Genomic DNA, 12,784 nt, shown 5'->3' on the forward strand with positions numbered 1-12,784 from the left:
CCCCCTTTCCCTGCAATCACTGCCCCCCTATAACAGATCGCCTTCCTCCTGTCAAAAGCGCCGGATCTTTTCCCCGGCTCCGCCCTGAAAATGCCATTGACATCCCTCGGGAGGATATGACATAGATACAGGAAATTTAAATCTGACAGGGAGGGTCTCTCCATGAGTACGCAGGAACCAGTGGTACATGTCTCCGATGCGAATTTCGAGGCGGAAATCATCAAATCAGATAAACCGGCCCTGGTTGATTTCTGGGCAACCTGGTGCGGGCCCTGCCGGGCCATCGGTCCCCTGGTGGAAGAACTTGCCGAAGCCTACAAGGACAAGGTGAAGATATCAAAGCTCAACGTGGACGAAAACCCGAAAACCGCCGCAGATTTCGGGGTGCGCAGCATCCCGACGCTGATGCTTTTCAAGGAAGGCAAGGTGATGGACACCCTGGTCGGGGTCGTTTCGCGGGAACGGCTGGAAGAATTCATCAATCAGAGCCTCTAATGGCCCGGCGCAAGACCATAAAGCCCATGACTCACAGAACCCCTTACCTTCGCTTCCTGATCGCTGTCCTTTCCTGGATCCTGATCCTCTCTCTTTCGACAGGCTGTCAGTTGTTCAGGAAGTCGGACATGACCCGGGGGACCCCCGAGGGCCTTTACAAGAAAGGATATACCGACTACCAGAACGGCCGGTACAAAAAGGCTATTCAATCCTTTGAACGGCTCCGGGACGAGCATCCCATGAGCGAACTGGCCATTCTGGCCAAGCTGGGAATCGGAGACGCCCATTACAGCGACAAGTCCTATGCGGAAGCGGAAGCCGCCTACGGCGACTTCATTTACCTTCATCCCACGAACGAGAACATCCCCTATGTGATGTACCAGATAGGGATGTGCCATTACGAGCAGATTCTGTCCATTGACCGCGACCAGACCGAAGCCCGGAGAGCGGCCAAGGAATTCGAAAAGCTTCTGCTGCGCTTCCCGGACAGCAAATTCTCCCTGATGGCGGAGAAAATGCTCAGGGAATGCCGCATCAGGCTCGCTGAACATGAGTTTTACGTGGGGGAATTCTATTTCAAGCAGAAGAATTATCCGTCGGCGCTTATGCGCTTCGAAACCATAACCCGGGAATATGCGGGCCTGGGCCTGGATTACAAAACGTCCGTCTACATTGAGGAAACAAAAAAGCTGATGGAGCTCGAAGAGTCCAAAAAGAAGAAAGCCGATAAGAAATAAGGATTCTCCGATCGTTCATCCAGCGGCCTCGCCGCGGGGGAATGGCCCCCCGCCTATTGAGCGGGGCCTTCTCCAGCCTTCCTCATTTTCAGAAGAATTTCGTGGGCGCACGCCTCCGGAGAGCCGGCAGTATTCACGGACAGGTGCTCGCCAGGGGCAAGTTCGTTGATGGGGTCGAAATCGCTTTTCTGCGCCATATAAATCTCCCACCTGCCATCCGACGCCTCACCCGCCTCCGTCAAACGCCTGTTCAGACGCTCCTCGAGGATTTCCTCCGGGCACAGGCATTCAACCACGAAGAAATCGGCGTGCAACCCTTCGGCAAGCGACTTCGCCTTCAACCGCTCACCGCGCCTTTTGTAGGAGGCGTCGATGATGACGGGCCTGCCATCCCTGAGAATTTCCTCCGCCCGGCTCAAGGCTGCCTCGTAGGTGCGCCGCGTAACTTCCTCCGAATAGATCCCCTGCCCGAACTCCGAAAAATGATGATCCTCAGCCGGGATGTTGAGAAGCTCCTTGCGGAGGGCATCCATCTGCAGGATCTCCGCCCCCAGCGGGGTCGCCAGGTTACGGGCCAGAACGCTCTTTCCCGTCCCCATCAGGCCGGCCAGCAGGATCAGCGCCGGCCTCTCCAAACGGCCGGCACAGGCGTAGGCCAGTTCAAAGTACCGTCCCGCCGCCGCTCTGGCCCCCTCCCGCTCTTCCCGACCGACGGCCGCGTCCTGGCTTTTGAAGCCGACGACCTTCCCCCGGACATAGGCATAATAGCACTTGTAGAAATTGAGGAGCCGGCGGATCTCCTCGTCCCCCGAAAGCGAGATGTAGGCTTCGACAAAGGCCTTCCCGTATTCCGGGTAGCCGTTGAAATCAAGGTCCATGGCCAGGAAAGCCACTTCCGCGGCCACATCCTCGTAGCGGAACCGCTCATTGAACTCGATGCAGTCAAAAATGACGATTTCAGGATCGAGAAGACAGATGTGTTCGAGATGCAGATCGCCGTGGCAATCCCGGATCCGGTGGTTCTCCACCCGCCGCCGGAGCAGCCCTTCGCGTCTTTCGAGAAAATCGAGGGCCCGGGATTGGATGAAAGAGTACTGATAGGCGGGAATCGTTACGCCGATGAAGCTTCGCGTCTGTTCGAAATTTTCCTCGATATTCCTTCGAATCGTCTCCGGTCCGCCCACTTCGTCGATCGTTCCGCCTGTTTCCGCCCGGCGGTGAAAATCCTCGACTTTTCCGGCGACCCTCTCCATCGCGGCAGGCGGCAGGTCTCCCCGGGCCAGCAGCCTCTTGAGCATGCGCTCCTCCGGAATTTTTTTCATGACGACGGCATAGTCCACGACCTTCCCTGAATCGCCGAACGCCAGCCGCCCATCCGGTTTCTCGACGATCTCGACGACGTTCAGGTAGACCTCCGGGGCCAGCCTCCTGTTCAGCCTCAATTCTTCCCCGCAGTAGAATCGCCGCTTTTCGAGGGTCGTGAAATCCAGGAATCCAAAGTCCACGGCCTTCTTGATTTTATAAACAAGATCTCCGGCGATGAAGATGAAAGAAATGTGCGTCTGCAGCAGTTCAACCCGCTCCGGGCTGCCGGGATAGAACTCCGGCCGGCTCATGGCGGCAACCAGTTGAGGATGCGTTTTCTCCATTTTTTCCCCTCTGTGGATTTCCCCCGTGATGGGCGGGAATTCGATTCGCTTTTTGTCCCGAAGGCTGCCTCATCCTTTAATCAATCCGCCCAGGTTAATCAAGATGAAACTGAGAATCGCCATGGGGCGGCTGATCAGGGTTCCTCCCGCCTGTGGTGATCGCCGGCGGAGGGCTTTTCGGACGGACTCCCGGAAAGAACATTTCCCTTGCCTTTTCCCACCGGCGCCCATAAAAAGGTGAGGTCACCGGCTTGAGGCATCACCCGGCTGCGACGGCAAACCCAAGGCCTGCCGGAGCCGTCCGGGTTCTTTCCTGCCGGTTTCTGCTGGAACATCATCTTAACGTCAACTTTGACGTCCCGGAGGGAAGGTTTTATGGACAGGCAGCTAGAACGTATCGCCCGGTGGATCGTCGAGGCGAAGACGGTCGTCATCTTCACAGGGGCGGGGCTCAGCACGGAGTCGGGAATCCCCGATTTCCGCAGTCCCGGAGGCGTCTGGGACAAGTACAATCCGGAAGACTTCTATTTTGATAATTTTATCGCCTCGGAAATCTCCCGCTGGAAATACTGGCAGATGTCCACGGAAATGTACGAGCCGATGAAAAAAGCGCAGCCCAATGCCGCCCACATCGCCATTGCCGAGCTGGAAAAAATGGGAAGGCTGGATTGCGTCATTACCCAGAACATCGATAATCTCCATGTGCGGGCGGGAAGCTCGCCGGAGAAGGTCATCGAACTTCACGGCACGGCCATGTCCGTCTCCTGCCTCGACTGCCGGAAAAAATTCGACCGGGAGGAGGTGCAGAAGAAACTGAAGGAGGAAATGAAGGTGCCCTACTGCGACAGCTGCGGCGGCCCTCTGAAGCCCGACACGATCTCCTTCGGCCAGGCCATGCCGGCCAGAGAAACCCAGGAGGCTTACAGCCGCTCCGCCGCCAGCGACCTGTTCATCGTGATCGGGTCTTCCCTCGTCGTTCAGCCTGCCGCATCCATGCCGGTGACCGCCAAGAGGAGCGGCGCACGGCTCGTCATCATCAACCGAGACCCGACCCCCTGCGACAGCATGGCCGACATCGTCATCCATGACCTGGCCGGTCCCGCGATGACGGCCCTGCTGAACGGCGTAAAAAGGATCGCCCAGGGCTAAAGATCTTCTTGAACGGCGGGAGCGTGCGGTTCCGCCGCCTTCATACCGAACTGCAACTTTCCAAAAAGACGGGACACGGCTCGATGGCGCCGGGCAAGTTTTCCGTCCTACGTCCGATCCAGCGCCCTCCGGATTGCCGTTCCGATCTGTTCCAGGCTGTAGGGCTTTCTGACGTACTCGCCCGCCCCAAGCTCCTGAGCCATTCTGACCCGCTCGGTCGCCGCAAAGCCGCTTACGATGATGGTCTTCTGATCGGGTCGAATTTCCCGGATTCTTCTCAGCGTCTCCAGGCCGTCGATCCCGGGGTCCATGATCATATCCAGCAGGATCAAGTCGACGTGACGGTTCTGTATATAGGCGACGGCCTCTTCTCCGCTCGATGCCGTGGCAGTTTCATAATTCAGATTGTCGAGCAGATTTTCGGCAAGCTCCCTCTGAAATTCCATGTCATCGACAATAAGAATCGACTCTCCCCGCCCCATGCACAACGCGTCATCCCTTTTCTTCCGTTCCCGGATCATTTCCTCGCGGGAAACGGGAAAATAGAGGGTGAACGTGCTCCCTATCCCCTCATCGCTCTTCACCTCGACGTAGCCGTGATGATCCTTCACGGTTCCCCACACAATGGCCAATCCCAGCCCCGTCCCGCTTCTTCCCATGATCTTCTTTGTATAGAAGGGCTCAAAGATCTTTCCCACATCCTTTGCCGGGATTCCGCTGCCCGTGTCGGAAATGGAGAGGATAACGTAATTTCCCTCCTGAACATCGTCGTATCCGCTGATTGCGTAGTCCACGTAGCGGTTCTCCGTCCGGATCGTCACGGTGCCCGGTCCGGCAATAGCCTCCATGGCATTGGAGACGAGATTCATGACCGTCCTGGCGAGGTGGATCGACGACCCCCGGATGCTGTAGAGATCTTCCGCGAGGACACATTTGACGAGAACCTCTCCATGGAGGGACCTCAACTTCTCGCACTCGAGGGAAGCCAGATAGTCGGAAATCAGTTTGTTGAGGTTGACCGCTTCCGAGACGGACACTCCCCGTCTTGCCAGGATCAGGAGATCCTGAATGATCGCCGAACCCTTTTCGCTGGATTGCAGAATGTGCCGCGCATTTCCCGTCAGGGAGCTGCCTTCGGGCAGCTTCGCCAGCAGCAGCTCTGCGTGACCGACCAGAACCGCCAGGACGTTGTTGAGGTCATGGGCCACTCCGCCGGCAAGCGTCCCCAGGGCCTCCATCGTTTCCGCCCGATGGAGGCGGGCCTCAATTTTTTTATACTCCGTCATATCGCGGACGCACTCTATGGCGGCGATTGTTCTCCCCCGCGAATCGCGCAGCGCCGCTGCCGTGGTGGAAAGATACCTTTCCCCTGAAGGCAGATTTGCAGCCAGGCCCTCTGCCCGCAGGATGTCTTTTCGCCCCTGGACGCCAGGATGATCCTTCTCGATGTCCCCGCTGTCGCCCGGCTCCAGGACGAAATCGACAAGAATGGGGGTTCTCCGGCCGCAGAACGGGATGGCATATTCATAATTTCCCCTGCCCAGCATGTCTTCCGCCCTGATACCGGTCAGGGCTTCCATGGCACGGTTCCAGGCGGTGACCTTCCCGTCCTGATCAACGACCATCGTGGCGTCGGGGAAAAATTCTATAATGTCCGCCTGTTCCCTCTGGGACTCCCGCAATGTTTCTTCTGCCCGCTTGAGTTCCGTTATATCCAGAAGCGAGGCAATCGTCTTGCTGGTGCCGGGAATCGAATCGAAACAGAGGACGACGTATTTGATGGCTCCATGACGATCAACAAACCGGAATTCGTCCCGCCTCCGGTCGGGGCTTTCATCCCCTTCGCGCCGACCCCGCCTGCTCAACAGCCCTTCCAGATCCTCTTGAGCGACAAATTCCGTCCAGCGCTTCTTTCCTTCAATCTCCTCTCTGCAATAGCCGGATAATTTTTCATATTCCGTGTTGACGAGGGAAATGGTTTTGTCCTTCTCCAGAACGACGGTGGCCGTTCCCGTATTCTCGAAGATTGCCCGATAAAGCTCTTCGGACTGCTTCAGGGCTTCCTCCGCCATCTTCCGCTCGGTAATGTCCATTCCAAAGGAAATCGTCCCCGTTATCTCCCCCTGTTCAACGAGCACGCTGTTACGCCAGGCGATGTAACGCTCCTCACCGGATCTGGTGAGAATGGAATTATCGAATTTCCTGGGAACCCTGTCGTTCAGAAGCCCGGAAAACTCCCTGCAGATCTGCTCATAACCGGCCTGCGGCACCATCACCTTGCACCAGTTTTTGCCCTTCAACTCGTCCATGGTGTACCCGGTGATCTCTTCCGCCGCCGGGTTGAACATCCTCAGGTTGCCCTGGGTATCCAGACCCACGACCAGGATATTGGCGGTCTGAATCAGTTCCTTGGCAAAGTCCCTGGCTGCCTTCAGCTCCTCTTCAAGCCGCTTGAGCTCCCTGCCCGATTGATCCAGCTCATCCGTTTTCAGGCGCATTTCCGCCAATTCGGCCATGAGCTGCTCCCTGGTCTTATCCTCATCTTTCATCATGAAAACATCTCTCCGGAGGAACCTGTAAACACCTGTTGACGCTTCCTGAAGATACGCGTTCCGCCCCTGATCGTCCCCGGCCCGCACCGGATCAGCGGAAGGGACGCCCCCCCGGGCGCCGCCGATGCTTCCTGGACCGGGAAAATGGAATTTCAAGATTCATTCCCTTTTCTCCCTTTCGCGCCATCTATCTGAAGGGATGGCCGGCCGTCGGACCTCCCGTTCATCAGAAAATCCCCATCCAGTGGATGCTCTCGAAAGCCTTGACTGCGTTCGTGCCTTATAATAGATTGCCGGAAAAGCGCTGGCTTGACCCTCCATAATGAATGAATTTTTAAAGGAGATGGTTTGAAATGGCTGAGGTTGGGGAAGTGGTCATCCGGGAGTTGGAGGAAAAGGATTTGAAGGCCATCATCGAAATTGACCGGAAGCTGCTGGGTCAGAGCAGACCGGAGTACTGGCAGCTGAAGGTCGAGCTGTCAGAGCAGGCATCCCCCCTGGCTTCACTGGTTGCGGACAACGGAGGCCGGGTCGTGGGGTTTGTCCTGGGCAATGCCAGCGGATGGGAATTTGGAATCCCTGATACGGTAGGCTGGATCGACACGCTCGGTGTAGACCCGGCTTATCATCACCAGGGAATCGGTCGGCTTCTTCTTTTCGAAATGATCGGAAACATGAAAAAAGTCGGCGTGGAAAAGATCTATACCCTGGTGAGCTGGCGATCCGGAAACCTGCTCGAGTTCTTTGACAAGCTGGGCTTTCAGCGGGGGGACATGATCAACCTGGAACTGGACATACGAGGGAGGTCCATGTGAACGATCCGCATCTGGAGCGCCGCTTTACGAACCTGGTCGAGATTCTTCGCCGCCTCCGCTCCCCCGGGGGATGCCTCTGGGACCGGCAGCAGAAGAAAGAGGATATCGGCCGGTATCTCCTGGACGAATCCTACGAAGTGCTCGATGCCGTCGCTGGCGGTTCGCCGGAGGAATTGAAGGAAGAGCTGGGGGACCTGCTCTTTCAGATCCTTTTCCTGGCGCAGCTCGCTGAAGAGGCCGGCGAATTCGGAATCGGCGAGGTCCTGGATGACATCGGCGCCAAGATGATCCGCCGCCATCCACACGTGTTCGGGAACCGGGAGGTGAACAGCGTCGCCGATATCCGGGCCAACTGGGAAGAGATCAAAAGGAATACCGAGAAAAAGTACGAGAAGCATGCGAGCCTCCTGGATAAAGTCCCCCGCTCTCTGCCCGCTCTGATGCGCGCCCAGAAGGTGTCCGCACTGGCCTCGAAGTGCGGATTCGATTGGCCGAACGCCGAGGAGGTGCTCGCCAAAATTGAGGAGGAATTCTCAGAACTGAAAGCGGCGATTATCGCAGGGGACCACAGGAACATCGAGGAGGAAACGGGAGACGTCCTCTTTTCGCTGGTGAATCTCTGCCGCTTTTTTTCCATGGATGCCGAGAAGAGCCTATCGAAGACGATCCTCAAATTTCGAACGCGATTTGGCTATATTGAGGAACAACTGAAAAAGCAGGGGAAATCCCCCGAGGAGGCCACCCTGGAAGAGATGGACCATTTGTGGAACAAAGCCAAGTTTGAATTAGAGGAATAGGCCCCTTATGAAATTCTTTCTCTGTGTCCTGGGAATGGTCTTCATTGTCGAAGGCCTCCCTTATGTCGCCTTTCCCGGAAAGCTCAAAGCCTACCTGTCCAGACTTATCACCCTTCCGGACTCGACCCTGCAGTTCCTGGGGCTGATTGCCATGCTCTTCGGCGTTCTTCTGGTTTACTTTGGAAGAAGCTGAAACAAGATCATTGACTTTCCCTGTGAATTTGGATTATCAGGACCGCAGCATCGGCGGCGGAGCCCGAAAACGGGAGGGAAGCCGCCCCTGCACATCAGGAGTAAGGACAGGGGCCGTCACGAGATGAAGCTGAAAGACTTCCATTACGATCTCCCGCAATCCAGGATTGCGCAGCATCCATGCGCCCAGCGGGATCACGCCCGCATAATGGTTCTTGACCGCCGGGAAGCGCGTCTTCAGCATCGTCATTTCTTCGATTTCCCCGAATTTCTGCAGGAGGGCGACTGCCTCGTCATCAACGACTCCAAGGTGATTCCGGCCCGTCTCATCGGAACAAAGGAGACGGGAAGCCGCATCGAGGTTCTTCTCCTTTCCCGCCGCCCCGATCCGCGCCGCCCGTCGGAAGACGTGACGGCGGCCTCGCCCCCGGCTGAACCAGGCGCCGAAGAAACATGGGAGGTGCTTCTCAAGCCGGGCAAGCGGGTTTCCATCGGAACGAAAATTTTTTTCGGGGATTCGAACTGGGCCTCGGTCAGAGAGAGGGTCAGCGAAAAGAAGTGGCGGGTGGCCTTCTTCACGGCCCTGCCCTTTGATCTGTTTCTCCAGCAGTTCGGCAAGGCTCCCCTGCCCCCCTACATCAAGCGGAAACGGGAGGATGGACCGGCGCCGCAGGACCGTGAGCGCTATCAGACCATTTATGCCCGCCATCCAGGTTCCGTCGCCGCGCCGACGGCGGGGTTCCACTTTTCGGAAACGCAGTTTCGGGCCCTGCAGGACCTTGGAGTTGCCATTGCCCCCGTGACCCTTCACGTCGGGTTCGGCACCTTTACCCCCATAGAAGCGGAGAACGTGGAGGACCACGTCATGGAGAAGGAATCGTTCTCTCTTTCCCCGGAATCGGCGGATCGGATCAATTCCGCCCGTCGGGTCATCGCCGTCGGAACGACCTCCACCAGGGTCCTGGAATCCGCGTCGGACGGTCATGGCCGCGTCCGGCCGATGGCCTCCTCTTCCAGCCTCTTCATCTATCCGGGATACCGCTTCAGGCGCGTGGATGCCCTGCTGACGAACTTTCATCTTCCCCAGTCGTCCCTGTTCCTCCTCGTGTGCGCCTTTGCCGGAAGGGATCTGATCTTCAAGGCCTATGCCGAGGCCGTGCAGGAGGAATACCGCTTCTACAGTTACGGCGACTGCATGCTGATTCTCTGAGCGGCCCGCTTCCCCGGAAGGATGGTTTGGATGACCTTATGCCCCCGATAAAACAACATTTCAAGGTTCTGGAGACGGATCCGGGATCCGCGGCCCGGTGCGGCCTGCTCTCCACGCCTCACGGCGACGTCCGCACTCCGGCGTTCATGCCGGTGGGAACCCAGGGCACGGTGAAGTCCCTGGCTCCCGACACGGTCAAGGAGCTCGGCGCGGAGATGATCCTCTGCAATACATACCACCTCTACCTGAGGCCGGGGCACGGACTCATCGCCTCCCTGGGCGGGCTGCACTCCTTCATGAACTGGCATGGCCCCATCCTGACCGACAGCGGCGGCTTTCAGGTCTACAGCCTGGGGAAGCTCCGGAAAATCACGCCTGAAGGCGCCATCTTTCAGTCCCATATCGACGGTTCCCGCCACAGGCTCACCCCGGAGCTGGCCGTTGAAATCCAGGAGGCGCTCCATTCCGACATCATGATGTGCCTCGATGAATGTACGCCCTACCCGGCCACCTTCCGGGAGGCGGAGTCCTCCCTTTCCCTGACCCTCTCCTGGGCGGAAAGGAGCCGGAAGGCCAGGGCGGACTCTTCTGACCAGGCCCTCTACGGCATCGTCCAGGGCGGGATGTATTCCGAATTGAGAAAGCGGGCGGTTGAAGCCATTTCGGCCATGAACTTTGACGGCTACGCCCTGGGAGGCCTCAGCGTTGGAGAACCCAAGGCGCAGATGGAGCAGATCGTCCAGGAAACGGCCCCCCTTCTTCCAGCAGACCGGCCGCATTATCTCATGGGCGTGGGGACACCGGAGGACATCGTAAAGGCGGTGGATTGCGGCATTGACCTCTTCGACTGCGTCATGCCCACCCGCTGCGCACGCCATGGATTGTTGTTTACAAATGCGGAAAAGGTTGTTATAAAAAACGCCCGTTATCGGGAAGACAACGGGCCTCTGGACAGTGAATGCGACTGCTACACCTGCCGGAACTTCTCGCGGGCCTACCTGAGGCATTTATATGTGGCGGGAGAAATCCTGGCCATGACCCTGAATACTCTTCACAACATCCGCTATTACATGCGCCTCATGGAGCAGATTCGCAACGCCATAGGATGCGGTCAATACGCGGCTTTTAAAACCCGGTTTCTGGAGAGCCGGCTGAAGGCGTAAGCCTGGAATCCTGACCCGCAAAGATTTCATAACGGAAACAACTTAAAGGAGGACAAAGAATTGACAGACTTAGCTCATGCCATGGGAAACCTGGGAGGAGGGGGGCCGGCAGGTGGAGATGTCTCTTTCCTGATCATGATGGCCGTCATATTCGGCATTTTTTATTTCCTGCTGATCCGACCGCAGCAGAAGAAGCAGAAGGAGCTCAAGGAAATGCTGGCCAACCTGAACCACGGCGACGTCGTGGTGACCTCGGGGGGCATTCACGGAAAAATTGCCGCCATGACCGGCGACGTCATAACCCTTGAAGTGGCCGACAAGGTCCGCATCAAGGTTTCGAGAAGCTTTATTGCGGCCGTCCTTGAAAAATCGGGGGATAAGGCCGGAAAGGAATAGTCGAAAAGGGGAATCCTATGTTCGGAAGTCTGAAAGTTCGAAGTATTTTTGCCCTTGTCGTCATCCTGGTTGCGGTCTTCTATCTGGTTCCCACCATGACGTCGGAGCTCCCGGAATTCTGGGAAAAGAAGCTCCCCAAGGACAAGATTCACCTGGGGCTCGACCTGCAGGGCGGGATGCATCTTGTCCTCGAGGTGGAGGCAGACAAGGCCATTGAAGCAACCCTGGAACGAACGTCCGTCGATCTCAAGGAGGCGCTGATGGACAAACGAATCCGCTTCCGCCGTCTGGAGCGGACCGCCAATCAGACCCTCTCGGTTGAACTGCCGGACAGCGCCTCGCGGATGGCCTTTGAAAAAAGTCTCCGGGAATCCTATCCGGATCTGGAAATCCTATCTGCGGAAACCGTGGAGGGAGTCGAACGGGTGTCCCTGGGCATGAATGAGAAGCGGAAGGAAGAAATCCGCAAACTGGCGATCGAGCAGAGCCTGGAAACCATCCGAAACAGGGTCGACCAGTTCGGCATTACGGAGCCGGAAATCGTCCCCCAGGGAAAGGACCGCATCCTCATCCAGCTCCCGGGGATCAAAGATCCCGCCCGGGCCAAGAGCCTGATCGGCAAAACGGCTCTTCTGGAATTCAAGCTTGTCGACGAGGAGCACAGCCTCGAGGAAGCCCTCAGAGGCAGTGTACCCGAGGGCGACATCATTGCCTACGAGCGGAAGATCGACCCCATGTCCGGAAAGAGTGTGGAAGTTCCCTATCTGCTGAAGGGCAAGGCCATGCTGACCGGCGACGCGCTGGAAAACGCCCAGGTTAAGATCAGCGACCGTTTCGGCGAACCTCATGTCGCCTTGAAGTTCAATGCACGCGGGGCTGCCGATTTCGAGCGGATCACGGGCGAAAATGTCAAAAAGCGCCTGGCCATCGTCCTCGATGGCATCGTCCATTCCGCTCCAGTGATCCAGGAAAAGATTTCCGGGGGGCAGGCGCAGATTACCGGCTCCTTCACCATGGATGAGGCCCGCGACCTTGCCATCGTGCTTCGCGCCGGTGCGCTGCCCGCTCCGGTCAAGATCCTGGAGGAGAGGACCGTGGGGCCATCCCTCGGAAAGGACTCCATTGATATGGGGATCTGGTCGAGCGTCATCGCCGGCATTCTTGTCATCGCCTTCATGATTTTCTACTACAGGCTGTCCGGCATCGTGGCGGATATCGCACTGGTCCTCAATCTCATTCTCCTCATGGGCGCCATGGCCGCCTTCAAGGCAACCTTGACCCTTCCAGGCATCGCCGGCATCGTTCTCACCATCGGAATGGCGGTGGATGCCAACGTGCTGATTTTCGAAAGGACCCGGGAAGAACTCCGGACGGGGAAAACGCCCCGCGCCGCCATTGACGCCGGTTACAACAAGGCTTTCCTGACGATTCTGGACTCCAACGTCACCACGCTGGTGGCCGCCCTCTTCCTCTTCGGCTTCGGAACGGGCCCGATCAAGGGGTTCGCCGTTACCCTGACCATCGGGATCATCGTCAGCATGTTCACCGCGATCGTTGTCACGAGAATCATCTTTGACTACTTCATATGGAACCGCAAGATTTCGTCCATCAGCATATAAAACCGGCAAC

12 protein-coding genes are annotated in these 12,784 nt (G+C 57.4%); 10 read left to right on the forward strand and 2 right to left on the reverse strand.

What is annotated here, in order from left to right; translation table 11 throughout:
- Positions 1–162 precede the first annotated feature (162 nt).
- Both trxA and ACJ77P_RS11285 read left to right on the forward strand, forming a co-directional pair.
- Positions 163–495 (forward strand): thioredoxin, encoded by a 333-nt coding sequence (gene trxA / locus ACJ77P_RS11280; RefSeq protein WP_367359755.1) that lies wholly within the window; start codon positions 163–165, stop codon positions 493–495.
- 26 nt (positions 496–521) lie between these two features.
- Positions 522–1,232, forward strand: a complete 711-nt coding sequence (locus ACJ77P_RS11285; RefSeq protein WP_408999426.1) for an outer membrane protein assembly factor BamD — start codon at positions 522–524, stop codon at positions 1,230–1,232.
- 53 nt (positions 1,233–1,285) lie between these two features.
- Here ACJ77P_RS11285 and ACJ77P_RS11290 read toward each other — a convergent pair whose 3' ends face one another.
- Positions 1,286–2,881, reverse strand: coding sequence for an AAA family ATPase (locus ACJ77P_RS11290; RefSeq protein ID WP_408998280.1), 1,596 nt, complete (start codon positions 2,879–2,881; stop codon positions 1,286–1,288).
- A 375-nt stretch (positions 2,882–3,256) separates the two neighbouring features.
- Between ACJ77P_RS11290 and ACJ77P_RS11295 the strand changes: the two genes are divergently transcribed.
- The gene (locus ACJ77P_RS11295) at positions 3,257–4,030 is read left to right on the forward strand and encodes an SIR2 family NAD-dependent protein deacylase (RefSeq protein WP_408998281.1); all 774 of its coding nucleotides are present in this window, start codon (positions 3,257–3,259) and stop codon (positions 4,028–4,030) included.
- Positions 4,031–4,137: 107 nt separating this feature from the next.
- Here the strand turns inward: ACJ77P_RS11295 and ACJ77P_RS11300 are convergent, their stop codons facing one another.
- Positions 4,138–6,582, reverse strand: coding sequence for a PAS domain S-box protein (locus tag ACJ77P_RS11300; RefSeq protein ID WP_408998282.1), 2,445 nt, complete (start codon positions 6,580–6,582; stop codon positions 4,138–4,140).
- A gap of 353 nt (positions 6,583–6,935) precedes the next feature.
- Here ACJ77P_RS11300 and ACJ77P_RS11305 point away from each other — a divergent pair, with 353 nt between their 5' ends.
- The 7 genes from ACJ77P_RS11305 (at position 6,936) to secD (ending at position 12,774) form a co-directional block, all read left to right on the forward strand.
- Complete coding sequence (locus ACJ77P_RS11305; protein ID WP_367359760.1) at positions 6,936–7,397, forward strand: GNAT family N-acetyltransferase; 462 nt, start codon at positions 6,936–6,938, stop codon at positions 7,395–7,397.
- On the forward strand, positions 7,394–8,194 hold the full coding sequence (gene mazG, locus ACJ77P_RS11310; RefSeq protein ID WP_408998283.1) for a nucleoside triphosphate pyrophosphohydrolase: 801 nt from the start codon (positions 7,394–7,396) through the stop codon (positions 8,192–8,194). The genes ACJ77P_RS11305 and mazG overlap by 4 nt, the downstream gene beginning before the upstream one ends.
- 7 nt (positions 8,195–8,201) lie before the next feature.
- Positions 8,202–8,387, forward strand: coding sequence for a DUF2065 domain-containing protein (locus ACJ77P_RS11315; RefSeq protein WP_367359762.1), 186 nt, complete (start codon positions 8,202–8,204; stop codon positions 8,385–8,387).
- A gap of 123 nt (positions 8,388–8,510) precedes the next feature.
- Positions 8,511–9,596 (forward strand): tRNA preQ1(34) S-adenosylmethionine ribosyltransferase-isomerase QueA, encoded by a 1,086-nt coding sequence (gene queA, locus ACJ77P_RS11320; RefSeq protein WP_408998284.1) that lies wholly within the window; start codon positions 8,511–8,513, stop codon positions 9,594–9,596.
- A 38-nt stretch (positions 9,597–9,634) separates the two neighbouring features.
- The gene (gene tgt, locus ACJ77P_RS11325; RefSeq protein WP_367359764.1) at positions 9,635–10,759 is read left to right on the forward strand and encodes a tRNA guanosine(34) transglycosylase Tgt; all 1,125 of its coding nucleotides are present in this window, start codon (positions 9,635–9,637) and stop codon (positions 10,757–10,759) included.
- 60 nt (positions 10,760–10,819) lie between these two features.
- Positions 10,820–11,155, forward strand: a complete 336-nt coding sequence (yajC, locus tag ACJ77P_RS11330; RefSeq protein ID WP_367359765.1) for a preprotein translocase subunit YajC — start codon at positions 10,820–10,822, stop codon at positions 11,153–11,155.
- 17 nt (positions 11,156–11,172) lie between these two features.
- Positions 11,173–12,774, forward strand: a complete 1,602-nt coding sequence (gene secD, locus ACJ77P_RS11335) for a protein translocase subunit SecD (RefSeq protein WP_367359766.1) — start codon at positions 11,173–11,175, stop codon at positions 12,772–12,774.
- Positions 12,775–12,784 lie beyond the last annotated feature (10 nt).

The organism is Syntrophus buswellii, from assembly GCF_046097065.1.
Taxonomy (GTDB): Bacteria; Desulfobacterota; Syntrophia; order Syntrophales; family Syntrophaceae; genus Syntrophus; species Syntrophus buswellii.

Excerpts from the sequence above, each read along its gene's own strand:
- trxA (WP_367359755.1), top strand. The coding sequence starts at position 163 with ATGAGTACGCAGGAACCAGTGGTACATGTCTCCGATGCGAATTTCGAG.
- ACJ77P_RS11285 (WP_408999426.1), top strand. The coding sequence starts at position 522 with ATGACTCACAGAACCCCTTACCTTCGCTTCCTGATCGCTGTCCTTTCC.
- ACJ77P_RS11290 (WP_408998280.1), bottom strand. The coding sequence starts at position 2,881 with ATGGAGAAAACGCATCCTCAACTGGTTGCCGCCATGAGCCGGCCGGAG.
- ACJ77P_RS11295 (WP_408998281.1), top strand. The coding sequence starts at position 3,257 with ATGGACAGGCAGCTAGAACGTATCGCCCGGTGGATCGTCGAGGCGAAG.
- ACJ77P_RS11300 (WP_408998282.1), bottom strand. The coding sequence starts at position 6,582 with ATGATGAAAGATGAGGATAAGACCAGGGAGCAGCTCATGGCCGAATTG.
- ACJ77P_RS11305 (WP_367359760.1), top strand. The coding sequence starts at position 6,936 with ATGGCTGAGGTTGGGGAAGTGGTCATCCGGGAGTTGGAGGAAAAGGAT.
- ACJ77P_RS11315 (WP_367359762.1), top strand. The coding sequence starts at position 8,202 with ATGAAATTCTTTCTCTGTGTCCTGGGAATGGTCTTCATTGTCGAAGGC.
- queA (WP_408998284.1), top strand. The coding sequence starts at position 8,511 with ATGAAGCTGAAAGACTTCCATTACGATCTCCCGCAATCCAGGATTGCG.
- tgt (WP_367359764.1), top strand. The coding sequence starts at position 9,635 with ATGCCCCCGATAAAACAACATTTCAAGGTTCTGGAGACGGATCCGGGA.
- secD (WP_367359766.1), top strand. The coding sequence starts at position 11,173 with ATGTTCGGAAGTCTGAAAGTTCGAAGTATTTTTGCCCTTGTCGTCATC.